Here is a 25,404-nt window from a genome sequence, read left to right as displayed (position 1 = left end):
GGCGCTGTGGTGTAGGTGTGCTGTCCGGATATCGATGGCCCAGGGCGGCCGTGGCCGGTTCGCTCAGGTGTGGTGAGGGTGCCGACGGCATAATCTCGACCGGTCGAAGTAGTCCCGCGTGGTCTTCGAAATGTGGCCGCCGTTGGTGGATGTTCGCCGCTACAGGTCGGCTGGTGAGGTCGCGCGTGAATCGCAGAAAGCGGAGGGGGATCGTCGTGTCCGACGAAATCAGGGAGTTTGACCTCGGCCCCTATGTGCCGCACTCGGTGGGTGTGGGCAACGCCGGTAAGTTATGGGTGACCTCGGACAGCAAGTGCGTGATCCGTGTGAATCCCGCCCGGCCGGTGGAGCTGGGATATGCGAACCATTCGTATATGCCGCAACTCTCGGCGGGAATCATGAAGGATCCGCACAATCGGGCCAAGATGTGGTTCGCGGCACCGGCTCCGCCGCGGGCTGAGGACCCGATCGTGGAGATGGACACCACGGCAGGGTATCCCTTGAGGTTCTTTCCGCTGGAGGACGACGCAAAGGCCCAGAGCATCGCTCTTGAGACCAGGGTGACGGGCTCCGGTGGCACGAAGAAGACGGAATACAGCCTGCTCTTCGCCGAGCCCGAACACAGCTACGTCGGGATCCTCGACATCCCCGAATCCGGCACCGGCCAGATCCAGCGCATGACCGTCGAGCCCAGCACCTGGCTCTGGGACGTGGCCGTCACCTCGGACGAGGAGCAGAAGAGGCACACCTATTGGCTCACGGGCCAGAAGCGGGTCAACAACCCGCCCAGGACGGTGAACGGCCTGTTCCGCCGCGACCCCGGGCAGCAGACCTGGGAGCGCATCACGCCGCCCCGCGGAAATGAGCAGAAGCCCTTCTACGTCAAGGCGGACACGGAAGCGGTGTGGGTGACCCTCACCAACCCGAACCAGGTGGCTCGGTTCGATCTGAACAGGGGTACGTGGATCACGCGGGACCTGGGCACTGCCGTTCCGCAGCAGCTGACGTTCACGCCGAACGGCGAGGTGTGGGTGACTTCGAGCCAGGGGATCCACGTGTTCGACAGCGCGATGTCGGACGAGGGCTTCCTGGTCCGGCTCCCCAACGGCGGTACGGCCAAGGGGATCTGCGTCGGCAGCGACGGGAACATCTGGTACACGAACCCCACGAACAAGAGCCTGGGCAGGTATCTCACCTCGCTCGCCGCCCGGGGAGCGCCCTCACTCCTCGGCCGGACCCAGGTGGTGTCCCGCAGTGAATCCGCAGTGCACGCGAAGGAGCACGCCGACCGGCCGCTCGTCGTCGAGTACGTGGCCAATGGCCGGCCCGTACCGGGGATCCCGCTCACCTGTCGGATCAAGGCGGAAGGCGCGGCCTTCGGCGACGGCACCCACGAGCGGATCATCCTGACCGACCAGCGCGGTCGCGTCGCCCTCCCTGCCGTGTACGCCGGTGAGATCGAGGAAGAGGCGGTTCTGAGCGTCGGTCTCGGCGACACCGAGCCGCACGCGGCCACCCTGCTGCACATCAACCCGGCGTAGCGAATTCCTCATCCCAGCTGGACCGTTCCACCCCTTCGGAGGGAGAACCGGAATGCCGCTCGACGCACCATCCCCCAGCGACACCGACAAATTTTCCATCGAGGCCCCAGCGGTCGCTCTGACATGGAGCGCCGACGACCGGAACGTTTGGTTCGTGACGGCCGAAGGAAGTCTCGGCTATTTCGAGCCGCGCAGTCCGTGGAGCAGTACCGTCTTCCCTCAGGTCCCGGTACGTGCAGGCCGGGCCGATTCCGTCGTCGCGTGGCCGGGCCACGGAGTGTGGACGTTCGTCACCGGGCAGAGCGACTCCGCGTTCGTCCGATGTGATCGCGACGGCATTTACCAGACCCACACGCTGAGTGGCAGGACGGAGTGCCGCTCGCTCGCCTTTGCTCAGGATGAGCGTGGCAACACTCAGATCGTCGCCCCCCTGGCGGACTGGAATTCGCTGGCTTTCTTCGATCTCGGCAGCGGTATCTCGCAGTCGCAGGGCCACTCGACGAACCTGTACGGGATCGCCGTCGCGGAGCAGGATCCGACCCGCTGTTGGCTCAGCTCGCCGGAAGGCCGGTCCCTGGTCACCTATGACATGGCCACCGGCCGGTTCTCCACGCCCATCAACGTGGGTGCCGAGCCCGGAGATCTGGCGATCAGCCCGGCAGGCGATGTCGTCTGGGTGGCCACCACCGAGAATCGGATCTACAAATACGCCGTCGAGGACAAGCGTTTCTCGCGCGTCGACATCCCCGCTCCGGCACATCGTCTGCTGGCGTCGGCGGACGGCACGCTCTGGTTCGCCAGCGTCGCCGGGGACGCCATCGGTTATGTGCTGCCGGGCGCGGCCGCGGCGGTCACGATTCCCACGGGACAGCGGTCCCGTCCTTCGGGCCTCGCCATTTCCGGGGACAGTCGGCTGTGGGTCGCCCTGTCCGGGGAGAAGGCCCTGCAGGGTGTGTCCCGCTACCGCCTGGCCGTGGAATCCGGTGACCGGCAGACGGCCGTGGTCGGCCAGCGCTTCGCCGAACCCCTCGTCGTCAAGGCGCTCCAGCTGGACGGTACTCCGGTGGGCCGGCAGCGGATCAAGTTCACGGTGGAGGGGGGATCCGCCGTCTTCGAGAACGGCAGGCCGTCCGAGACCCGTACCACCGGGGCCGGAGGCGACAAGTTCGGCGTGGCGACCAGCTCGCTGCTCAAGGCGGTCAAGGAAGGTCCCTGCGTCGTCACCGCCGTCTGGACCGAGACGGACGCCGTCGCCTCCTTCGCGCACCTGGACATCACCCCGGAGCCGGGTGCCGCGGACCGGGTCCGCTATGTCTCGGGAGCGGGTCAGACCGTACCCGCGGGCAAGTCCTTCGACAGCCCGCTGACGGTCATCGTGGAGGACGCCGAAGGCAACCCCCTCGAAGGCGTCGAGACCACCTTCGAGATCCGTGGCGAGCACATGGCCACGTTCCCCGGAGGGGTGGACATCGCCAAGGTGCCCAGTGCGGCCGACGGTTCGGCCACGTCCCCCGTCCTCACGGCCGGAGACACGGCGGGCACGTTCTCGGTGAAGGTCCGGGTCGTGGACACGTCGGTGAGTCTCCTCCTCGACCTGACCATCAACTGACCGTGCATTCAAGGCTGTTGTCCCTCGGTGCCATTCCTGTGTTCAGGTCGGGTGCCGGGGGGCGGCAGTTGACCGTATGACCCATGGAGGAACCGCCCCGCCATGTTCGAGAACGGACCGCAGGACAACGGATCCCGGCTGCGTACCGAGTTCGACTTCGAACTGCCCCACGGCTACGTCGACGCCCGTGGCACCGTGCACCGCCAGGGCACCATGCGACTCGCCACGGCCCGCGACGAGCTCTCGCCCCTGATCGATCAGCGGGTCAGGCAGAACCCCGCCTACCTGGGGGTCGTCCTGCTCAGCCTGGTCATCACCCGCCTGGGGACCGTGACCGACATCCATGCCGGTGTGGTGGAACAGCTCTTCGCCACCGACCTTGCCCATCTTCAGGACCTCTACCGGCGGATCAACGGCCTGGAAGCCGGGCACAGCACCGTCGCCTGCCCGTCCTGCGGCACGAGCTTCGCCGTGCCGGACCCGACGGCGGGCGCCCGCCTGGGGGAAGCATGACGCACCCCGCGGTCCGGCTCCGCGAGGAGACCGCGTACATCGCCTACCACTTTCACTGGTCGTACGCGGACATCGTCTCCATGCCGCACGGAGAACGGCGCGCGTGGGTGCGTGAGATAGCCAGGATCAACACTGCACACACCGAAGGCCGGTGAGCGTGGTGAGCGCGACACGGTGGTGGCGCCGTGTGCCGCCGGCGGTCCCGGCCGCCCGTCCGGAGCACCCGCACGAGGACTGGCGGACAGTGCCCCCGACGGGCTTGGTGCGGCTCCCGGCCCTGCCGACCAGTGGACTCGGCACCTTTCGGCAAGATCTCGTGGCCTGGCGCCCGGCCCCGGCCGTCACGGCCGCCGGGCGCCCATTGCCGAGAGGCGTGCCGATGGCGGGGCGGCCTGGGCTGCTGCTCGGCTCACAGGCAGAGGGGGCGTATGGGCCGTCGGTGCCAGGGGCCGATTCAGGAAGGGGCCCGGCTGCTTCGGCGTTCGCCCCTGCCCGGACGGATGGCGCGTACGCGCCGTCGGCGCTCGCAGTGCCGCAAGCGGGTGCCGCCACCGGCACGGCGTGGTGGCGCGGCGCCCTGCGGTCGGTGACAGAGGTGATGGGGGTCGGGCGCGCCGCGGGCGCCTTGCCGGCGGAGGGGGCCGATCGCTCTGGTGCGCCTACTGGGGACCCGGACGCCGGGGCGTACTGTTCGGGAGCTGTCGCTCCGGTCCGTGCCGCAACGGCCGCGCGTGTTCTCTCGGACGGCTCGGGAGGCGGGAGGCCCGGCCTCCCACTCGTCGCGCCGCCACCGTTCGGCGGACTCTCCGCCGTGGACGGCGGGCCGTCGGCAGACATGGCGTCCGGTCGCGCGGTTCCCGGCGGGGATGCGGGGGCGGCGTCGTCCCACGCCTCTGCCGAGAGGGACGGGGGCGCGGGGGGACCGGGTTCCGGGCCGGGATCCGTACCCGGTTCGGATGCTGGTCCTGGTCCTGGTCCTGGTCCTGGTCCTGCTCCTGGTCCTGCTCCTGGGCGCGGCCGTGGCTCTGGTCCCGGTCCTGCGCACGGGGTTGGGCCTCAGCCCGGCCTTGGATACGGGCCTGTGCCTGAACCTGCTCTTGGGGCTGGGCCTGGTTTCGGTCCTGGGGAAGGTTCTGACGGGGGTGTCGGTCCTGGGCGAGAAGTCCGGTCCGGGGCGGTGCCCGTTTCTGGCCCGGGTGTTACTTCTGGGCGCGTACCTGAGCCGCGGTCCGGGCCCGGCTCTGCCTCAGGAGCCGGAAGTGGCCTCGGCCCTGGTACGGGCGCCGGTCCCGGCGGAGTTGACCCCGGCCATCGGACCGGGGCCGTCGAGCCTCCCTTCGGGTTCGACCCGGGCCCTGCGCCTCGGCCGGGGACGGGAGCCGGGCCGGGGCACGTGCTCGGTGCACGTCCCGGAGACGGCTTCGACCCGGGAACCGGACCCTGGTCCGCGCCCGGCACCAGGGGGGACCGGCCGGGTCACGCCGACCGGCTCGAAACCGGGCCCGGAGCCGGTCATGGCTCCGGATCCGTACGGGACCGTGAAGCCGGGCCCCGGCCTGCAGGCGGAGCCGTTCACGGCGTGGATCCCGGATCCCGGCCCGGAGTCGGGGGCGGCCCTGGAACCAGGCCTGCTCAGGGGCTCGGGCCGGCAGTCCGCTCCGGGGGCGGATCCGGGCCGTCCGAGGCCCCGCCGCCCATGCCGTTCGCCGGACCCGGAGTGCCCGGTCGCCCCTCGGACGGGGGACCCGCACCGTACGGTCTGCCGCCGCCGGACGATCCGTCTCCCTACGGACAGGCCGCTGTCGGCCCCGACCACAGTGACCGGGACAGTCATCCGCCGCGCAAGCCCGGCATCGGCCGGCCGATGCGGCATGCTCCGGGCACCGCGATGCCGCTCGTACCCCCGCCCGCCTCACGGCACGGCGGGTCGCCGTCCGGATCCCCATCGTCCGTACCCCCGTTCACCTTTCCGACGGGCCCGCCGCCGCCCGCCGCACAGCCGGCCACCGGTTCGCCGCCGAGTACGCCGAGTACGCCGAGTACGCCGAGCACGCCAGGCTCACCGACCCCGCCTCCCGCCCCCACCGCTTTCGTGCTCGCCCGCGAGATCGCCCGGCACCACGCAGACCTCCTGGCCGAGGCGGTGCTCCCGGCCCTCCGGCTGTCGGGGGCGCGTGAGGCGTACCGGCGGCACGCGCCGCGGCAGCCACCCCCGCCGGAACCCGGCTGGGGAACGTCCACGCCCCGTTGACGGCGCGGCGACGACCCGACCTTGGCAAGGACCCGGACCGACCGATCCCACGGAGTGCTCGCGCATGCTGGACCAGCCGTTCGCCGTCAGTTCTCACTTCCAGCTGTCCATCGGGATGCACGCCCTGGGTTCGTTCACGTCCTGCGACGGTCTCGGCTGCACGATGGAGGTCGAGGAGCGGGTCGAGGGCGGAATGAACGGGCACGTCTGGCATCTGCCGACCCGGCTGCGGTACACGAACGTCACGCTCACCCGGCCGCTGACCCAGCAGACGGTGCTGATCTGGGCCTGGCTCCAGCAGCAAGTACGGGAGCCGGTGCGCCTTCCCGGACAGCTCGTGGCGCTCGGCCCGGACCGGCGGCCCCTGGTGCGGTGGCTGCTCGACGGGGTGCTGCCGGTGCGCTGGAGCGGGCCCACGTTCGACGTGGAGCAGTCCCAGCCGGCCCGGGAGACCTTGGAGATCACGCACAACGGGTTCCTGGGGATCACCCTCTGACCGCGCCCGCCCCGCCCCGGTCTGTCCGTCCCGCCACCCTTCGAGAGGACCGCATGCTGTCCGAGTTGCTCGGGGGCGCGCCCGTACGCGCCGCCCTCGTGATCTACGATCCGCCGACGGGCACCGGCAACGCGCCGGGACCCGAACGCGGCCGAGTCCGGATGCACTTCAATCCCGAACGCGTCCAGGTCGGCAAGCAGGCGCACTGGGACCGCAGCCGTTCGCCGTCCAACGGTGAGGCCGCCCGCGCCCAGTTCGTGGGAGCGCAGCCGCGGACAATGACCCTGGAGGTCTTCCTCGACGCCGGTGACTTCCGCTCGAACGTGCAGGAACAGGTCGAGAAGCTGCTCGACTGCTGCGCCCCGACCGCACGGAGCACCACCACGAAGCCGGCGTCCGCGCCGTGGGTACGGCTGGAGTGGGGCCGTTCCCGGACCACCGCGTTCCTGGCGCTGGTGACGCAGGTCGAAGCGGTGTACACGCGGTTCGGGCACGACGGGATGCCGCTGCGCGCCACGTGCAACGTCACGCTGGAGGAAGTGGGCGGGTCGACGCCCCGGCAGAATCCGACATCGGGTGCCGACGGCCCGGTGGCCACCCACCTGATGGTCGCCGGTGACACGCTGGCGGGGCTGGCCTGGCAGGCATACGGGGATCCGACCCGGTGGCGGGCGATCGCGCGTGCCAACGGCGTCGACGACCCGGCCCGGGTGCCCGTGGGCACGCTGCTGGTGCTTCCCGTGCTGGAGGAGCGTCCGGAGGCGGTGGCGCATGAGTGAGCGGCTGTACGCGGCGGAGCCGGTCATCGCATTCGGCACCACGCTGGAGGAGCTGTGGGCGCAGCGGCTCGTCGAAGCGGCCGTCGACACGCAGACGGGTCGTCCGGCCCGCGCCCTGCTCCGGTTCCGGGATCCGGAGCACCGGCTCCTGGCCGCCGCGCGGATCGCCGTAGGGGCGCCGCTGACGGTGTCGGTGGCCGCCGTGCGCCGCCAGGCCCGGGTCGTGCTGTTCGACGGGGAGGTCACGGGCCTGGAGACCGAGGTGGACACGGACGGCACCTTCACGACCGTACGGGCCACGGACCGGGGGCACCGGCTCATGCGCGGGCGGCGGGTGGCCGCGTACGTCGACACCACGGTCGCCGAGGTCGCCGAGAAGGCGGCGGCCCGGCACGGACTCAAGACCGGCCGGATCGAGGCGGACCACACGCGGATCGGGCACCTCGCCCAGCCCAACCTGACCGACTGGGAGCTGCTGAACCACCTGGCCGACCAGCGCGGTCTGCGGCTGGCGGTCGTGGGGAGCACGCTGCACATGAGCCGTCCTGAGGCCGCGAGCGGCGCGCCCGCGCCGACGACGGGGGCGGACCGCAGCCCGTTCGTCCTGGAGCACGGGGAGAACCTGCTGACGCTTCGCGCCGCGGTGTCCTCCGAGGGCCAGGTGGCCGAGGTGGAGGTGCGTGGCTGGGATCCCGAGGGCAAGGCCGGGCTGTCGGCCAGGGCCGGCGCGGGCGACAGCGAACGCCTGCGGCTGGGCACGACGCCCGCGCGGCTGGGCGCTGCGTTCGGCGGCCCGTCCGCCCGGCTGCTCGTCAGCGGCCCGGGCTGTACGGACGCCCGGCAGGTGGACGCGGTGGCCCGCGCGGTCGCGGCGGAGACGGCCGCGGCCATGGCCGAGCTGGACGCCGAGCTTGCGGGCACGCCCGAACTGCGGGCCGGCGTGCCGATCGCGCTCAGCGGCGTGGGGGAGCCCTTCACCGGCAAGTACACCGCCACCTCATGCCGCCACACCTTCGACGGAGAGCAGGGCTACCGGACCTGGCTCCGGGTCGGCCCGCTGCCCCCGCCCGTCGCGCCGTACCCGCCGCCGCTGACCGGCCTGGGTGTCGCCGTCGGCGTCGTCACGGACACCAAGGAGCCGGGCCAGGGCCAGCGCGGCGCGGTGCGGCTGAGGCTGCCCTGGCTGTCCCAGGACTACGTGAGCGACTGGGTCCGCACCACCCAGTGGGGCGGGACCGGCGGAGGCGGCGTCTTCGTCCCTGAGGCCGGGGACGAGGTCCTCGTCGGCTTCGAACACGGCCGCCTGGACCGGCCGTACGTGCTCGGCGGCCTCTACAACGGAGTCGACGCCCCCACCGACCACGGTCTGCCGCTCATCGACGCGCAGACCGGCCGTGCCAACCGGCGCTCCCTGGCTTCCCGTACGGGCGACCGCCTCGAACTGCTCAGTGCCGCCGACGGCCCGCAGGGCGTCCGGCTCACCACGGGCGACGGCAGGCTCACCACCCACTTGGACCGCAAGGAGACCACCATCGCCTTCACGGCGGGGGAGGGCGAGCGGACCGTACGCATCTCGCTCGACGCCCGCGGCGACGGCACCCTCACCATCGACGCCGGGCCGGAGGGCAGCCTGGTCCTCAAGGCCGGCACCGTCACCGTCGAGGCGGCCGGGAGCGGTGGCGGCGAGCTCACCCTCAAGGGCGCCACGGTCACTGTGGAGAGCGCCGGAGAGCTCCGGCTCGCCGGCGCGCAGACCACCATCACCGGCAACACCGTAGACATCAACTGAGCCGCAGCGGACCGCCTCGGCCGAGGCGGTCCCGTCCCTTTGGGAGAGCGACCGTGGACATCATCGGAGCGGGGTGGGCCTTCCCCGCCGTCATCACCGGCAGCGGCCGGGTGGGCCTGGCGACCGGCAGCGACGACGTGGAGCAGGCCATCCGCATCATCCTGGCCACCGCCCCGGGCGAACGCCCGATGCGCCCCGAGTTCGGCTGCGGCATCCACCGGCTCGTTTTCGACTCGCTCGATGCCACCACCGTCGCCCGCGCGGACGTGGAGGTGCGCCAGGCCCTCGACCGGTGGGAGCCGCGCATCGAGCTGGACGACCTGCTGTTCAGCACGGACGCGGTGGACACCGGCGTGCTCTACATCGACCTCCGCTACCGGCTGCGTGCCACCAACGAACCCCGCAACCTCGTCTTCCCCTTCTACACCCTGCCCGGCGCCCCGGCCACGGCCGCCGTGCCCGGCGCCGCCCCGGGTGCGTGACCCCGTGGCCGACCTGCCCGCACCCGACCTGCCCGCACCCAATCTGCCCGTACCCGACCTCGACGACTTGCGATTCCAGCCGCTCGTCGACGCGGCCAAGCGAGCCCTGCCGCAGCGCGCACCGGAGTGGACCGACCACAACGTATCCGACCCCGGCATCACCCTGATCGAAGCCTGCGCCGAACGCGTCGACCAACTCCTCTACCGCACCGATCGTATGACGCACACTCAGCGATCGGCCGTGCTGCGGCTGATGGGCATCGCGCCGCTGCCGGCGTCGCCCACCCGGATTGTCGTCGGCTTCCGGCGGGAGGTGACGGCCGGAGCCTGCGTCATCCCCACCGGCACGGAGGTACGGACCCAGGGCCAGGACCCCGTCGTCCTGCGCACCACCGAGCCGCTGACGCTCCCCGACGGGCAGAGCACCGGGACGGCGGAGGCCGTCGAGGAACCCGAGGCGGTGACGGAGACTCTCGGTGTGGCCGACGGCCTGCCGGGGGCCCGCTTCGCGCCCGGCCGCCGCCCATGGCGCCGCGGAGCGCCGGAGACCGACCCGCCGTTCGGCCCGCCGCTCACCGTCCGCGTCGACGGCACCGCATGGCCGGCCGTCAAGACCTTCGCCGAGGCCACACCCGCCGACACGGTGCACTGGTGGGACGACGCCGCCGGCGAGATCGTCTTCGGACCGCTCGTATCGGCCGAGGGCGGCGGCGAACAGCAGCACGGAGCCCCTCCGCCGAGGGGAGCGACGGTCACCCTCTCGTACTCCGCGTACCGCGGTACACGCGCCGGTGTTCCGGCCGGCACACCACTCGTGGTCGGCTCGCCTGCCGGGCTGAGCTCCTTTGTCCACAGCGTGTCCGTCCCCGCGCGGGACGCGGAGAGCCGGGAACAGGCGCTGGAGCGGGCCGGGCTTGGCCTGGCGCCGCTGCGGCGCGCGGTCACCGCCGCCGACCACGAGCAGCTCGTCGACGAGCACGTCGACGGACTCGCCCGGGTACGGGTGACGGCACTGAACCGGCCCGCCGACTCGCGGGTACCGGCCGCTCTCGAAACGCCGCAGCGCCCGGCCGAGGTGCTTGCCTGCGCCGTTGCCGCCCGGGACCCGCAAGGGGTCGTGCACTACTACGACGACAGCGGAACCGTCACTCACATGAGGCTGCCCCTGGATCGGCCGGACGCGGGCGACGGGACGCAGCCACCGGTACATGACGACGACGTACCGTCCGCAGTGGAGGCGCGGCCGAACGCCGTCATCCGGCTCGCAGAGGATGGGCCCAGGCTGTGGTTCTTCGGCGACCGGTGCTTCTGGGACGGCGCCGCGGAGGCGAAGTCCATCGGCGTCGAATTCCACGGCCTGCCGGACGAGTTCTGCGCCGATCTCGACGACGTCGCCGTCCTGGCCGATTCGCCCATCACCTGCGAGCTGTTCTTCTTCAAGGCCGGAGTCTTCTACCACCGCGCCTACACCTACCACGACCGGACGTTCACCCCGCGGGAGGGCGGCCGGGGCGTGCGGTCCCTGATCTCCGAATCGTTCCCCGGCCTCTCCCCGCAACTCCACGACTCCCCGGACGCGGTGGCCGTCCTCGACGGTGTCTTCTTCTTCATGAAGGCGGCGCGGACCGAGCCCGCCCTCTGGCGCCCCGAAGACGCCCCGCTCCACGTCCTCCTCGTGCCGCGCACCGCCGGGGACCCCGAAGAGGCCGTGCTTCCAGGCGAGTTCGACGTCCCTCCGGACATGCTGCTCCGGGTGAGGGGGGTCGTCGAAGCCTCCCGGCTGCTGGGCGCCCGGCTGCTCGTCGGCGGGCCTCGATACCACTCCTTCGGCGTCCGCGCCACCGTCCGGACCTGGAGCAACACCCCGGAAGGCAGTGAGGACACCAAGAGGGCCGCCGAACGGGCCCTGCGCCGCTACTTCCACCCCACGGCCGGCGGGCCCGACGGGCGCGGCTGGCCATGGGGCCGCCGGGTCCACGCGGGTGACGTCTTCGCCGCGCTGGAGCCGGTGCCCGAGATCCACGGCACCACCGAGGTCGGCCTGACCCTCCCCGGCCGGACCGTGGACGCCTCGTCCGTCGAGGTCTCCGACGGCGGTCTCGTCCTGCTCGACAGCACGGCCCTGGCCATCACCGTCGCCCCAGCCGAGGACTGAAGGAGACAGCCGTGCACCCCGCAGACCCCGCAGTCGCCCGCGGCCCCGCGCCCCTGGCTCTGCCGGCCGTCTACCACGACGACACCGTCGCGCAGGCGTTTGCCGCGGCCATCGGCGAGGCGCTCGCCCCCGCAGAGGAGTTGCTCGACGACCTCGACGCGCTGCTCGACCCCTGGCGAGCCCCTCCCGCCTTCCTGGACTGGCTGATCCGCATCACCGGTGCCCGTGTCGAGCCGGGCTGGACCGCGAACCAGCGGCGCAAGGCCATCGACCTCGCCCCCCGGCTCGCCGCCCACCGCGGGACCCCGTACGGACTCCGGCTGGAGGCCAAGGAGATCCACGGCTGGGACCTCGACATCGGCGACCCCGGCGGAGTCCGCACCACGGACGACCCACCGGCACCGGCCGGCCGCATGCTCACCGTCACGCTGACCGCCGGTGGAGGGGAGGACCAGCGGGCGCTCGAACGCCGGCTCACCCGCCTGGTACGAGCACACTGCCCCGCCCATCTGCCCTTCAGCGTCACGGTCATCAGCCACTCCTGACGAGAGGTCACAGCAGGGATGAGTCTGCCGACACCCGAGTACGACGGGCGCACCCGCGACGAGATCGTCGCCACCGCCGTCGCCGCCGTGCGCCGCAGCGCACGGGCCTGGACCGGGCAGGACCGGACGGACCCCGGCCGCGGCCTGATCGAGACCTGCGCCGACATGGTCACGGCGGCCCGCGACCGGCTCAACCGGGCCGTCGACCAGCGTCGGCTGCAGACGCTGCGCCTGCTCGGCGTGCGGCCGTACCGGCCCGCGCCCGCGCAGACCGAAGTGGTCTTCCAGCTCGCCGCGCCGCCACCCGAACCGGTGGTCGTCCCCGCCGGTCTGGAGGTCGCGACCCGGCCTGTGGGGGAGGCGGAGCCGGTCGTCTTCAGCACCCTGACGGAAGCCGTGCTCAACCCCTGCGTCCTGGTCGCCGCGGGCGAGTTCACGGAGGAGCGGACGGGCGACGGGGCCCTGGAGGGCGCGCTGACGGCACTGGGTCCCGGTGCGGGCCGGGCCGTCGAACCGGGCGGACTGCCCTTCGCCGGGCCGCCCTTCCACTTCAACCTCCCCTATCCGGGGGACTTCCCGCTCCTCGGGGAAAGCCCCGACGGTCTCGGCCCGGGAGCCACCGGACCTGCCGGCCGCGCCGACGGACCCTACGTCCTGGCCGTCCTCTCCGTGCCCGTACCGAACGCGCGCGTGACCCTCGACATCGCCAAGGGCGCCGGTGAGGACACGGTCCCGGGCCGCTGGGAAGCCTGGCAGGGCATGCACTGGACCGGCTGCCGCGTCGTCACCGAAACCGTCGCCGGACCGGACCGGCCGGGCCGCGTCACCCTCGACCTCCCGCCCGCCCACGCGCCGGCTCGGCTCCTGCTGCACCAGGGGAACGACCGGGAACACGACTCCCCCTGGCGCCTGCGCGACGTGGGCCTCATCCGCTACCGCGCCGTCCCCGGCGGCAGACCGCTGACGGCCCTCGCGCTCAACCCCGTGCTGACCGTCCCGGTCCCGGTCGTCCAGGCCCGCCTCGTCCAGGACGAGGCCCTCGGCACCGCAACCGGCACCCCGGGCGAACGCCTCCGCTTCGCCCACCCCCCGATGTCCCGGGCCACCGACCCCCTCGTCGTCGAAGCAACCCTCGGGGGCCGCGTCCAGCGGTGGACGCATGTCGCCTCCCTCGCCGGATCGGGGCCCGACGAACGGCACTTCACCCTGGACCCGCGCACCGGCGAGGCCGTCTTCGCGTTCGTCGTGGCCGGGGCCCGGGGACCGCGCCGGCACGGTGCGCCACTGCCGGCGGGTGCGGCCGTACGCATCCGGCGCTACCTGACCGGCGGCGGCGCCGGCGGCAATGTGCCCGCCCGCACCGTCACCGTGCTGCGGACACCCCTGCCCTACATCTCCTCCGTGACCAACCCCGCCCCCGCCGTCGGCGGCACCGAACGCGAGAGCGCCGCCGCCTGTGCGACGCGCCTGCCGCTGGGCTCGCCGGTGCCCGAACGGGCCGTGGTCCCGCACGACTACGAGCAGCTCGCGCTGGCCGCCTCGGCGGGCATGGCCCGCATCCACCACGTCCGGCCCGTGCCCGAAGACGCCCTCGACCCGGCACGCAACTACGTGCCCTGGCTGCCCGCGAAGACGGAGATCCGGTTCACCCTGCCCGCCGGCACGGACGCTGTGCCCGCTGGTACGCAGGTCACGACGGCGGACGGCACCAAGGTCTTCACCACTCTCGGCGACGCCGCGCGCCTGGCACCGGACGTGGCCGGCAGCGCGTCCCTGCACCTCGTCCCCGGAACCACCACCGCCCACGAGGTGTTCGCGGCGGGCGACTACGGGACCGCCGGGTTCTCCGGGCCGTTCAGGGAAGGGGGCGGGCTCGTCCTGGCTCTGGTGGAGATCAAGAAGCCGCACGACCCGCGCCGTCTCACCCTACGGGTGACGACCGGCGGGCAGCGTCGGGGGCCGGAGGACCGCATCGCGGTGTCGGTCTTCGCGCCGAGGGCAGGAAGGTTCTGGTGGGACGTCGACGCCCCGCTCGCCTACGCATCCGGGCCCGCCCGGTCGTTCACCCCGGAGGCGGAGGGCGGGGGCGTCCACTTGGGCGCGTCGGCGCGGTGGCTGGCCGCCGTCGAGCGGGGCGATCTCGCCGGAAGGGCCCAGGACGCCATCGCCGGGCGGGGGAACGAATTCCCCGATGAGGAAGCGGCTTGCTGGATCGCGGTCCAGATCCATGACCCCGGGTCCACTCCCACCACCACGTACACGGTCCACGCCGACTCCGGGTCCACCGCGCCCGTGCCCGCCGAGCAGTACGAGGAACGCACCGGGGCCGGCCACCCGTCGTACGAATCCACCGGCGAGCCTGGCCAGTCCTGCGCGCTCCTGAGCCCCAGGGTGTGCGGCCCGCTTCCCGCGATCCGGGTCGACGGCGAGGAGTGGACGACCGTCACCTCCTTCGCCGGATCCGGTGAGTCCGACCCGCACGTGGTGATCAACGCGAGCACGGGACGGGTCCACTTCGGGCCCAAGGTGACGGGCGGTCCCTCCGGCACCCGGCAGTACGGTGCGGTCCCCGCCCGGGGTGCGGCCGTCACGGTGGCCGGCCCGTACCGCGTCACACTGGGCGCGGCCGGGAACGGCGTGCCCGAGGGCGGCATCGAGTGCCTCGTCACCGGGAACGACCGCATCGGCGTGCGCAACACGACCCCCACGCACGACGGCAAGGACGGCTACACCGATACCAGCGGCGGCAGCACCCAGGCCGGTGTCCGCCTGATGGTGATCCCCTCGGTCACGGCCGACGTACGCGGCTGGTTCCCGTTCCACATGCTGACGCCCGGCCGCGACGCCTGCGACACGCTGCGGCGCGCCCTGCGTACGGGCCAGCCGGAAGGCGTCCCGGTGTGGCTGGAACATCCCGGGTACCAAGGCATCCGCATCGACGCCCGGATCGTGCCCGCCGACTACCGGACCGCCACCGAGCGCGCCGAACTCGGCGCGGCGGCCGAGCGCGCCCTGTACCGGTACTTCAGCCCCGTCGGCGGGGGACCGGACGGTACCGGGTGGCCCCTGGGGCGCCCGGTGCACGTGGGCGAGGCGTTCCGGGTCCTCGAACAGGTGCCGGGCGTCGCCCGGGTCGCCACCGCGCACCTGACCCCGGTCGATCCGCGCACCGGCGCCGAAACGGCCGCCGTGGCGCGCCTCGACTGCGGGCCCGCCGAGACCGTCTACTCCGTCGAACACCGCGTGACCGTCGCGGAGGTGCCCTCATGAACCACCCGAACACGGCCGTCGATCCCCGGCTGATCGCCGTGGACTGGGGCGCGGACAGCCTTGCCGCCGTCGACCTCACCACACCGGAGGAACCTCGCTCGTACGCCACGTCGGTCGAGCGAAATCCGCGCGCTGTGGCCGTCGGCGCGGACGGCACCCGGGCCTATGTCGCCAACCACGGCTCCGGAACCCTCTCGGTGGTCGACCTCGGCCCTCCCGGCGGCGCTCCGTCGGTGCTGCGGAGCGTCGAGGCCGGGAGCACGCCGTGCGCGGTGGTCGCGGGCCTCGCCCACGACCAGGTCTGCGTGGTCGACCGGGCGGGAGGCAAGGTCGTGGTGTTCGACAAGGAGGGGCTTCAGCCGGTCGAACTCCCGGTCGGCGCAGGCCCGTCGGCGCTGGTGGCGGCTCCCGCGGGGCGGTTCGTCTGTGTCGTCGACGAGACGGACGAGATGGTGTCGGTGATCGACGTCGAGAGCCCGGGTGCGCCGTGCGTGACGGCAACCGTCCCTGTGCCGGGGATCCTGCGGGCGCTCGCCGTGTCCCCGGGAGGCCGCTTCGCCTATGTCGCGATCCGGGGGGACGGCACGGCCGGCTCGGTGACGGTCCTCGCCCTGGACAACGGCGCCGCGCCCGTGGGCGCCCCGGTGGCCGTCGGGGCCGAGCCCCGCGCGATCGCGCTGAGCCCCGCCGGTGACCGCATCTGCGTCGCGAACCACGGATCGGCCTCGGTCACGATCGCCGACGTGGCCCTGGACACGGGCCTGTTGGGCTCCCCGGAGACGGTCGACGTCGGCCCGCATCCGGTCGCGGTGGCCTTCACGCCGGACGGCGGGACGATCCATGTCGTCAGCCGGACCGCCGGTGTCCTCACCGCCGTCGACCCGGACACGGGCGACCGTACGGACCTCCCCGTGGGCGCCGTGCCCTCGGCGGTGGTCTGCGGGCCCGACGGCCGCTACGCGTACGTCACCGACCAGGCCACCGGCGAGCTGATCGCCGTACGCGCCGCCCCTCGCCGGACCGGCGAGATCGGGACCGGAGCGGGGTCGCAGCCGGTCGGCGTCGCCGTGTCCCCCGACGGCCGGTGGGCGTACGCCGCCGACTCCGCCACGGACCGGGTCGCGGTGCTCGACCTCGGCGGACAAGTCCCGCCCGATCCGGTCCGGCTGGGGGACGAGCACAAACCGTGGGGCGTCGCCATCGCGCCGGACCGCTCCTTCGCCTGTGCGACCAGCCCCGGCTCGGCGCACCTCCTCGTCCTGGAACCTGCCTCGGGGGATGTGCTCGACGGTGCCGCAGGCGTCGATGTGCGACCCGTCGCCCTGGCGCCGGAGGCGGAACCACGGGGGGTGGCCATCACCCCCGACAGCCGGTACGCGGTGACAGCCGACTCCGGCACGGCCACGGTGTCCCTCGTCGATCGGCGTGGCGGCTCGTACACGATCGATCCGGAGACGGTGGAGTGCCGCCAGCCGAGCGGCGCGGCGATTTCCCGGGACGGCCGGACACTGTACGTCGCCGACTTCGGTGACACCGGGGCCGGGCAACCGGGTGGACAGATCGCGGTACTGCACAGAACGGGCCCGTCGCAGTGGCAGCAGGTGGGCGCCATCACGACGGAGGACGGTCGGCTCTACGGCCCGCACGAGTTGGCCCTGTCCCCGGACGAACAGCGGCTGTACGCGGTCAATTACGAGAACGGCGGGGTGTCGGTCCTCGACCGTGACCCGGGCAGCGGCACATGGACCTTCCGTACCGCAGTCACCAAGAGCGGCATGACGCGGCCCTACGGCGTCGCCCTCTCGCCGGACGGACACACGTTGTACGTGTCCAACGCGGCGAACTCCAACGGCACCGTGGAGGTCTTCGACGTATCTGCTGACCAGGCAGTCTTCGAGCGAACGATCACGGTCAAGAGAAGTCAGGATGTCTACCTCGGACTCGCGCTCTCCCCGGACGGGCAGTTCCTCTACGCGGCCGACGCGGAGGACTGGAGCACTTCGGGGAAGGGCAGCGTGTACGGCGTGCAGGTGACGGGAGATGCCCCGCCTTCACAGATGCAGCTCGTCGCTGCCCATCCTGCGGCAGGTATCCATGGTCCCAGCGGGCTCGTCTGCCCGGACAACGCGACGCTGTGCGTGGTCAACAGGGGCCGGAGCGGCGAATCGGACGGTGAAGCCTGTCTGTCCGTGATCACTCTCGATGGCTCCCGGCTCGTGGTGGCCGAGGCCAAGCCCACGCCGCTCACCAGGGCCGACTGCCCCTATTCGGCCGCGGTCTCCGCCGACGGCACTCTGTGCATCGCCAACTTCGACGGCAGGACGGTCACCGTGTTCGGAACGCAGGTGACCCCCGTCCCGGTCGGCGGGCAGGGGCCGTCCCGGCCCTGGGACGTCTCCGTCACCGCGGACGGCGTGTACGCCTACGCCACCGACAGGGCCGCGGGGGCGCTGCGGTGCGTCCGCCTCGCCGACCAGGAAGTGACCTCCGTCGTGGTGGGCCAGGACCCGACCGGCGTGGTGAGCGGCCCGGACGGCGTCCGCGCCTATGTCGCCAACCACGGGGACGACAGCGTCTCCGTCCTGCACCGGGCTCCCGAACGGACCGGGACGGCGCTGCCCGTCACCGGCGGTCCGCACGCCCTCACGATGCACCCCGGAGCCGACTTCGCCTACCTCGTCCGGGACGGGAGCCTCGATGCGATCGCCCTCGGGGGAGCGCGGAGCGGAGCGGGCCTGGACCTGGGTACCGCCCTGCGCGCCGTAGCCGTGCACCCGGCCGGGACGTACGCCTACGCGGCGGACGCCGGTGGTTCCGTTCCGACGGTGCACGTCGTGGACCTGACCCTGCCTGCCCGCCCGGCACGCGATGCGGTGACCCCCGTGGAACTGACCGGCGGAGCGCGGCCCACGGGCATCGTCCTCCACCCCCGGCAGCCATGGGGATACGTCAGCGGCGCGCGGGGCTCCGCCGGGGTGCTGTGGGTGCTCGACACCGCTTCCCCGGACCGCCCTTCGGTGACCGGCGCCGTCGAGCAGCCCTTTCCGGCCATCGACGCACTGGCGATCCACCCGGGGACACCCGGCCACCTCTACCTGCTCACCCGGTCCGACGGCGGCTGCCGGCTCCGCGTCCTGGCGTTCACCGACGACCCCGCGGAGCCCCGTCCCCTCCCCGGGCCCGGCATCGAACTCCCGGCCGATGCACGGGACATCGCCGTCCACCCCCGAGGCGGCTACGCCCTCGTCGGTACGGAGTCCGGTGCCGTCCACGTGCTCGGCCTCGCCGACCCGGCCCGGCCGCGGCTCGCCGGTTCCACCCATGGCCTCGGCGCCCGCGCGGGGCTGGCCTTCCGGCCGGACGGCCGCGGTGCCCTCTTCCTCACCGTGGACGCCCTCGCCGAACTGGCCTTGGGTGTACCCGCAACCGTCGCCACCTGGCGGGACCCGCGCCTCGTACGGCCGCGGTCGGTGGCGGTGTCGGCGGACGGCGCCTGGCTGTTCGTGACCACGGGGAACGCGGAGACCGCCGAGGCGACGGAGACCAGCGGCACCCTCCTGATGCTCGATACCCGGACCGGCAAACTCCGCTTCGCCGTCCCGGCCGGCACCGCGCTCGCCGGTATCGCCCCGCACCCCGAGCGGCAGCGCGTCCACCTCGCCGACCGGGGCGGTGCTGCCGTCTCGGTGGTCGACACCACGCCGCTCACGCGCGTGGGCGCCACCGCGCTCGGGCTCGACCCGCGGCAGGTGGTCCGCATACCGGGCACCGCCTGACCGTACGCACCCCGCACCCTCATCTCTCCCACACGACCCCGCGCGGACAGAGGCACACGATGATCGAACTGGTCGACAAGGCACTGGAGGTCCGAGTAAGGAAGGACCTGACATGGCCGCCGCCGGGCTTCACCGTCACCTTCCAGCCTCCCGGCCGCGAAACAGGCCATGGCGAGACCGCGGGCGCGGAAGCCGTCGGCATCTATCTGTACGACATCCGCGAGGACCTGGACCGGCGTCAGACCGGCACCGTCTACCAGTACGCCGTCGAACCCGGCGCGGACAGGCCGCCGAAGAAGTCCGCGCACCACGATCCGCCCCGGTACGCCAGGCTCTCCTACCTCATCACCGCCTGGGCGTCGGACGCCCTCGGTGCCCACCGCATGCTCGGTGAACTCCTCACCGGTCTCGCGCGCTCCCGCGAGCTCACCCTCCGACTGCCCAGAGATCTGGCCGGGATGGGTCTCTCGGCCCTCCTCGACGTCGGCCACCCGCCCGCCGAGGACCGCGCCCTCACCGAGCTGTGGAGCGCGGTCGGCCACACGCTCGTCCCCGCCGTCAATGCGACCGTGACCCTCCCGCTGCTCTCGTTCCTCCCGCAGCCCTATGGCCACTACGTGGAGCAGCCCCCGGTCATCGGCGACGACAACGTGGAGTTCGCCCGCACGGGCACACCCCGATGGCCCCGCCGCCCCGGCCCGGCCACGGAGGAGAGCACCCGGTGACCGCCCCCACCGCGACCCCGCGTCACCATCCCGCCGACGCGTCCGGGCCCACGGCCGCACACTGGCTGCTCGCCCGGCTGGCCCTCCTGGAGAGCAGGGTGCGGCGCGCGATCGCCTTCCGCACCGGCGACGGTGCGGGGCCCGCCGACGGCGCTCCGGCCGGTCCCTCCTCCTTCGCCGCCCTCGACCCCTTCCAAGGGCTCTACATCTCCGAGGACATGGCCCCGCACCTCCTCGACCCGCCCCCGGCGCCCCTGCCCCCCGACCCCGCCGAGGAGCAGCTCGCCGCCGCCCTCCGCGCCGAGGAGGTCGCAGCCGCGGCTGCCGGAGCCGCGCCGCCGCTGCGCCGCCTCGCCGAGGAATTCGCCCTCTCCCCGCTGGACGTCGACATCATGCTGGTCACACTCGCCCCCGACGTCGACGTCCGCTTCGAACGCTGCTACGGCTACCTCAACGACGACGTCACCGCCCGGCACGCCACCACCGGCCTCGCCCTCGCCCTCTGCGGCACACCGAGCGCCTCCGCGCCCGCCCGTGCAGCCCTCGCACCCGACGGCCGCCTGCACGCCGCCGGGCTGCTGGAGACCGAAGGCACCGCCCGCCCGTACCTGACCCGGCCGCTGCGCGTCCCCGACCGTGTCACCGGCCATCTGCTGGGCCACGACGCCCTGCCACCCGCCCTGCGCCGGGTGGTGACCACGCCGCAGCCCGTACCGCCGCTGGGCACCGGCCCGCTTTCCCAGTCCGTCCACCACCTCACCCGCCTGCTGACCCGCCACCCGCTGGTCCACGTCCGAGACAGCCCCGGGGGCGCGGCCGACACCATCGCCGAAGCCGCCTTGGAAGCGATCGGCCGGCCCGCCCTCCGCCTCGACCTCACCGCCCTCGACGGCACGGACCACCCCGCCGAGCAGGTCCGCGCTGCGGTCCTCGAAGCCCGGCTCCGCGGCTGGGGACTCCTCGCCGGACCCGTCGACTCCGCCGACACCCGGCACGTACGCGAGCTGCTCGCACCCCTCACCGGCCTGCCCGTCCCCACGGTCCTCACCGGCCGGGAGCCCTGGGACGCCCGTCTGACCGCCACGCCGGTCGTCCAGACCTGTAGCCCGCCCCTCACCTCGCCCGAGCGCGCCGCCCTCTGGCGGCACGAACTCCACGCCCTCACCGAACCGACGACCGCGACGGAAGAGGCCGCCACCGCTGCCGGCGACTACCGGCTCGGTCCCCGCCGCATCCGCGCCGCGGCCACCGCCGCCTGCCGACAGGCCGACGCCGACGGCACCCCCGTCGCCACCGCGGCCGTCCAGGCCGCGGCCCGCACCTGGAACGGCAGTGCCCTGGGCCGCCTCGCCCGGCCCGTACACCCGGCCGTCACCTGGTCCGACCTCGTCCTGACCGGACGGCCGGACGAGCAGCTGCGCGACCTCGTACGCCGCGTCCGCCACCGCGACCTGGTCCTCGGGCCGTGGCGGATGCGGCCCGGCGGCAGCCGCGGCCGCGGAGTCACCGCGCTGTTCAGCGGCGGCTCCGGAACCGGCAAGACCCTCGCCGCCGAAGTCGTCGCCGCCGACCTCGGCCTCGACCTGTACGTCGTCGAACTCGCCACCGTCGTCGACAAATACATCGGCGAGACCGAAAAGCACCTCGAACACGTCTTCACCGAGGCCGAAGACGTCAACGGGGTCCTCCTCTTCGACGAGGCCGACGCCGTCTTCGGCAAACGCACGGCCACCCAGGACGCCCACGACCGCTACGCCAACACGGGCACCGCCTACCTCCTCCAACGCCTGGAGTCCTTCGACGGACTCGCCCTCCTCACCACCAACATGCACTCCAACATCGACCCCGCCTTCCTGCGCCGCCTCGACCTCGTCGTGCACTTCCCGGCCCCCGACGAGGCACAGCGCCACGCCCTGTGGGACCGCTGCCTGGGGCCCGCCGTCCCCCGCTCCGACGACCTCGACCTGGCCGCCCTCGCCCGCGCCTTCGATCTGCCCGGCGGCGCGATCCGGTGCTGCGCCGTCACCGCCGCCTACCGTGCCGCGGACGGTGGCCGGCCCCTGGCCATGGCCGATCTGCTGGCCGCCGTCCGCGAGGAGTACGCCAAGCTCGGCCGCTACGTGGACGAGACCCGCTTCCCGGCGGCGACGGGCCGGTGACGCCGACCCCGGACGAACCGAACGCGCAGCACTACTGGAGAGAGCAGGAATCGTCGTGCACCACTCCCGCAGTCACGAGGCGTCGTCCTACGCCGAACGAGTCCGGAACAAGGGCCGCCGCATGCCTGCCGAGCCGTTCGGCGGTGGGAGCGGCGGGTTTCCGGGTGACGTGTTCGCCCTCCAGCGCATGGTGGGCAACGCCGCCGTCGCCCGAGCCTTGGAGCGAGAGCGGCGCGTCCACGGCAGCGAGCGGGTCTCCGGCGTTCCCGACGAGCGACGCGCAGCAGTCCAGGACGTGACGAACTCGGGCGGCCGGCCGATCCGGGAACCCTTGCGCGGCGAGATGGAGTCCCGTCTCGGCGCGCCGCTCTCCGACGTACGTCTGCACACCGGCCCGCAGGCCCGGCGCTCTGCTGCCGCGCTCGGAGCCCGCGCCTACACCTCAGGCAGCCACATCGTCATCGGTGAGGGAGGAGCGGACAAGAAGACCCTCGTCCACGAACTCATCCACGTCCTCCAGCAGCGGGAGGGCCCTGTTGCCGGTTCGGATCACGGAGGCGGCGTCCGTCTCAGCGACCCGTCGGACCGTTTCGAACGGGCTGCGGAGACCGGCGCGGCACAGGTGATGTCAGGGAACACGCCGGATACCGGTCGCGTCGTTCAGCGGGTTCTGGACAAGGACCGGATCGAGAAATGGCGGGAACGCCTTGGTACCGCCGAGCTGCCCATGATCGTAGAGGTGCCGGAGGGCATGTCCGCCAACACGCCGTTCAAGAACTACCCGACGGACTCCCTCTACCATCCGCGGCCCGAACTGCTCGATCTGGACATCGCAACCGTTGCCCGGACCAGGGGAGAGAGCGCGACCGAGATCGTCGACAGCGCCGGCGGAGGGGCCTATTTCAACGAACACAAAATTCTTGTGGTGAACAGCAGGCCGTCCGGCGGCTTCACCAAGGAACAGACCTTCCTACACGAGCTCGGACACTGGCAGCAGAACAGCGTCGGGCTCGACGTGGACCAGCAGGCGAACAACAAGGCACTCGTCGAATATCACAACATCCTCCGCAACGAGAACAAGCTCACTTACGCGGAGCATCAGGACGTGGCGCAGCACGGTGATGCGCCCCCCTATGGAATCCGTAAGGAGTACACGGGGGAGGACAAGAGCATCTCGTCCTCGGTGCGGGAGGAGATGAAGAGGGAGGGCCTGGCCGCCGTAGACCTCTGGAAATCGCTCATCGAATCGGTGGAGAAAACCGGGAACGAGAACGAGAAAAGACTCCTGAAGGAGATCGCGGAGGAACTGGCGCAAAACAGGCCGGAATACGACGAAGAGGTCGGAAGCAAGTTCAACCGCAAGCGGGTCAGGGTGCTGATCCAGGAGAACATCGCCAGGTCCTATTTCAACGACTGGTTCAAGAAGAAGCAGAGCCGCTGAGGCTGAGCCGGCAAGAGTGGCTGGATCGATCCGTGTGCCCCACTCGCTCCGGCGAGTGGGGCACACGGCGCTTCAGACGGCCGGTCCCGCGGTCACGGGCCGGCCGCGGACGCAGGTGAGCTGCGCCGTGCCGGTGTACTCGGGCGTCGGGTCCTTGCCGCCGGACGGATCAGTGGCAGGGGTGGTCGGCTTGAAGGTCAGCTCCAGGAGGCCGCCGTCGACGACGACCTCCGTGCCGTTCCGGGTACGCGCGTACCGTGCACGGTTCTGCCGGGGCACCCGGAATCGGATTTCCCCGAACCCTCCTGCGAACACCGCTGCGCTGTAGCCGATTCCCGGGATCACCAGTCCCTCGATGTCCGACGGCACGCAGGCGACGTGCCCCTCGACGAAGAACCCCGCGGACCCGGGCAGTTGCACGGGCCGGGGAATGATCGACCCCGCGACCGGACCCGCTGTGACGGGTGCCAGCGGAAGGAGCACATCGCCTTCCCTGACCACGAGCTGCTGCATTTCAGCTGCCCTTGCCCGGTTCTCCGGCGATTTGGGTGATGGTGAAGTGGACGAATTCGGCGGGTCGTACGGGTGCGATGCCGATGTCGCAGATGACTTTGCCGGCGTCGATGGTTTGGGTGGTGTTGTTGGTGTTGTCGCAGATGACGTAGAAGGCTTCGTCGGGTGTGCGGCCGAGGAGGGCGCCTTGGCGCCATTGGTCGGTGAGGAAGCTGGTGGTGGAGTGGCGGAGGGTGGCCCAGAGGCGGTCGTCGTTGGGTTCGAAGACGGCCCAGGTGGAGGATTGGCGGATGGAGTCGGCGAGGTGGCTGACGAGGCGTCGTACGTTGAGGTATTGCCAGTCGCGGCTGGTGGAGCGGGTGCGGGCGCCCCAGACGAGGAGTCCGCGGCCGGGGAAGACGCGGAGGCAGTTGACGCCTTTGCTGTTGAGTTCGCCGTGTTGTTCGTCGGTGAGGAGGGTGGGGATGCCGAGTGTGCCGCGGAGGTTCTGGTTGGCGGGTGCTTTGAAGACGCCGCGTTCGGTGTCGGTGCGGGCCCAGATGCCGGCGATGTGTCCGGACGGGGGGACGGTGCGGGGAGTTCCGTCCACCCCGGGGACCTGGAGCCAGGGGTAGTACAGCGCCGTGAACGCCGCATCCTCCGTATCCGGGGATGTGAGACCGTCCACGAAGGACTTGAGGGGTTCGACGGGCTGGCCGGGCGGAGCGTCGAGGATCGCGAGCCGGTTGCGCATCGCCACGCTGTGGGCGACAGCCGCGTCCATCAGCGGCTTGCCCTTCGTCAGGTCCAGTGGCGGAGGGGGCTGTGCCTCGGACGCGGCGGCGGTCATGTCCCAGAGGCTGGGCACGGCGACCATGGTCACCTCCGGTACGGTCTCCAGCCCGCCCAGGCCCGTACGCTCCTCCGCGCTCCCGTTGAGAAGCGTGGGGGAGACGGCTGCCGTGGGGTCCGTGAATCCCACGACGTAACAGGACTGCCCGCCATTGGCGAAGAAGCCGTACACGGCCTCCGCGAGCGTGAAACACCGCTCCAGCACGCGGATTTCCTTGCGTTCTGCAGGTGTCGGAGCCTGCCCGGCCTCCTGCTTCTGCTGGAGTGCGGCCAGCTTTTGGCGCAGCGCCTCGATGCTGTACCGGTCGGCGAATTCCTGCCACCCGCGGATCAGCTGGGGGTGCGCCCGCTCTTCCGCGGTGAACGGGGGAGTGGCCGTCCCGTCCGTCTCGCGGTCCGGCACCATGGTGTACCCGAGGAAAGCCGGTGTGGAGGTGCCCACCCCCACGATCATGCGCACACCACTGGACTTTTCCGAGATGTAGACACCCGGCGGCTTCGGCGTGGTCATCGATGCTCCCTTTTCCTT

17 protein-coding genes are annotated in these 25,404 nt (G+C 72.2%); 15 read left to right on the top strand and 2 right to left on the bottom strand.

The genetic code is table 11. The annotated features are described in order from the left end of the window. Window positions 1-500 precede the first annotated feature (500 nt). The 15 genes from OG509_RS01075 (at window position 501) to OG509_RS01005 (ending at window position 23,531) form a co-directional block, all read left to right on the top strand. Entirely contained in the window at window positions 501-1,541 is a 1,041-nt protein-coding gene (locus tag OG509_RS01075; protein WP_406179261.1) for a hypothetical protein, read from the top strand. Between the two features lie 154 nt (window positions 1,542-1,695). After that, window positions 1,696-3,150: a hypothetical protein gene (locus tag OG509_RS01070; RefSeq protein WP_406179259.1), complete on the top strand. Its 1,455-nt coding sequence runs from the start codon at window positions 1,696-1,698 to the stop codon at window positions 3,148-3,150. Window positions 3,151-3,252: 102 nt separating this feature from the next. Then, on the top strand, window positions 3,253-3,663 hold the full coding sequence (locus OG509_RS01065) for a hypothetical protein (RefSeq protein ID WP_406179257.1): 411 nt from the start codon (window positions 3,253-3,255) through the stop codon (window positions 3,661-3,663). Further along, complete coding sequence (locus OG509_RS01060; RefSeq protein ID WP_406179256.1) at window positions 3,660-3,818, top strand: DUF6760 family protein; 159 nt, start codon at window positions 3,660-3,662, stop codon at window positions 3,816-3,818. The genes OG509_RS01065 and OG509_RS01060 overlap by 4 nt, the downstream gene beginning before the upstream one ends. Window positions 3,819-5,978: 2,160 nt before the next feature. After that, on the top strand, window positions 5,979-6,410 hold the full coding sequence (locus OG509_RS01055) for a phage tail protein (protein WP_406179255.1): 432 nt from the start codon (window positions 5,979-5,981) through the stop codon (window positions 6,408-6,410). A 53-nt stretch (window positions 6,411-6,463) separates the two neighbouring features. After that, entirely contained in the window at window positions 6,464-7,189 is a 726-nt protein-coding gene (locus OG509_RS01050) for a LysM peptidoglycan-binding domain-containing protein (protein ID WP_406179253.1), read from the top strand. After that, window positions 7,182-8,978 (top strand): VgrG-related protein, encoded by a 1,797-nt coding sequence (locus tag OG509_RS01045; RefSeq protein ID WP_406179251.1) that lies wholly within the window; start codon window positions 7,182-7,184, stop codon window positions 8,976-8,978. The genes OG509_RS01050 and OG509_RS01045 overlap by 8 nt, the downstream gene beginning before the upstream one ends. A gap of 53 nt (window positions 8,979-9,031) precedes the next feature. Beyond that, entirely contained in the window at window positions 9,032-9,460 is a 429-nt protein-coding gene (locus tag OG509_RS01040) for a GPW/gp25 family protein (RefSeq protein WP_406179250.1), read from the top strand. A 4-nt stretch (window positions 9,461-9,464) separates the two neighbouring features. After that, on the top strand, window positions 9,465-11,615 hold the full coding sequence (locus OG509_RS01035; protein WP_406179248.1) for a hypothetical protein: 2,151 nt from the start codon (window positions 9,465-9,467) through the stop codon (window positions 11,613-11,615). A gap of 11 nt (window positions 11,616-11,626) precedes the next feature. Continuing rightward, on the top strand, window positions 11,627-12,160 hold the full coding sequence (locus OG509_RS01030; RefSeq protein WP_406179246.1) for a phage tail protein: 534 nt from the start codon (window positions 11,627-11,629) through the stop codon (window positions 12,158-12,160). A gap of 18 nt (window positions 12,161-12,178) precedes the next feature. Next, window positions 12,179-15,430 carry a putative baseplate assembly protein gene (locus OG509_RS01025; protein WP_406179245.1) on the top strand — a complete coding sequence of 1,084 codons (3,252 nt, stop codon included), beginning with the start codon at window positions 12,179-12,181 and terminating at the stop codon, window positions 15,428-15,430. Next, window positions 15,427-19,206 carry a beta-propeller fold lactonase family protein gene (locus tag OG509_RS01020; protein ID WP_406179244.1) on the top strand — a complete coding sequence of 1,260 codons (3,780 nt, stop codon included), beginning with the start codon at window positions 15,427-15,429 and terminating at the stop codon, window positions 19,204-19,206. Before OG509_RS01025 ends, OG509_RS01020 begins: the two co-directional genes overlap by 4 nt. A gap of 59 nt (window positions 19,207-19,265) precedes the next feature. Beyond that, a complete protein-coding gene (locus OG509_RS01015; RefSeq protein ID WP_406179243.1) occupies window positions 19,266-19,931 on the top strand; it encodes a DUF4255 domain-containing protein in 666 nt (221 codons plus the stop codon). Continuing rightward, window positions 19,928-22,090 (top strand): ATP-binding protein, encoded by a 2,163-nt coding sequence (locus tag OG509_RS01010; RefSeq protein WP_406179242.1) that lies wholly within the window; start codon window positions 19,928-19,930, stop codon window positions 22,088-22,090. Before OG509_RS01015 ends, OG509_RS01010 begins: the two co-directional genes overlap by 4 nt. Window positions 22,091-22,145: 55 nt before the next feature. Then, a complete protein-coding gene (locus OG509_RS01005; protein WP_406179240.1) occupies window positions 22,146-23,531 on the top strand; it encodes a DUF4157 domain-containing protein in 1,386 nt (461 codons plus the stop codon). 72 nt (window positions 23,532-23,603) lie between these two features. Here the strand turns inward: OG509_RS01005 and OG509_RS01000 are convergent, their stop codons facing one another. Continuing rightward, window positions 23,604-24,044 carry a hypothetical protein gene (locus OG509_RS01000; RefSeq protein WP_406179239.1) on the bottom strand — a complete coding sequence of 147 codons (441 nt, stop codon included), beginning with the start codon at window positions 24,042-24,044 and terminating at the stop codon, window positions 23,604-23,606. 1 nt (window position 24,045) lies between these two features. Continuing rightward, window positions 24,046-25,386: a phage tail sheath family protein gene (locus OG509_RS00995; RefSeq protein WP_406179237.1), complete on the bottom strand. Its 1,341-nt coding sequence runs from the start codon at window positions 25,384-25,386 to the stop codon at window positions 24,046-24,048. Window positions 25,387-25,404 lie beyond the last annotated feature (18 nt).

Origin of the sequence: Streptomyces sp. NBC_01006, from assembly GCF_045162725.1 — a bacterium.
In the GTDB taxonomy this organism is placed as follows: Bacteria; Actinomycetota; Actinomycetes; order Streptomycetales; family Streptomycetaceae; genus Streptomyces.
The sequence above is the reverse complement of the archived record's forward strand: the minus strand, read 5'-3'. Positions and strand labels throughout refer to the sequence as shown.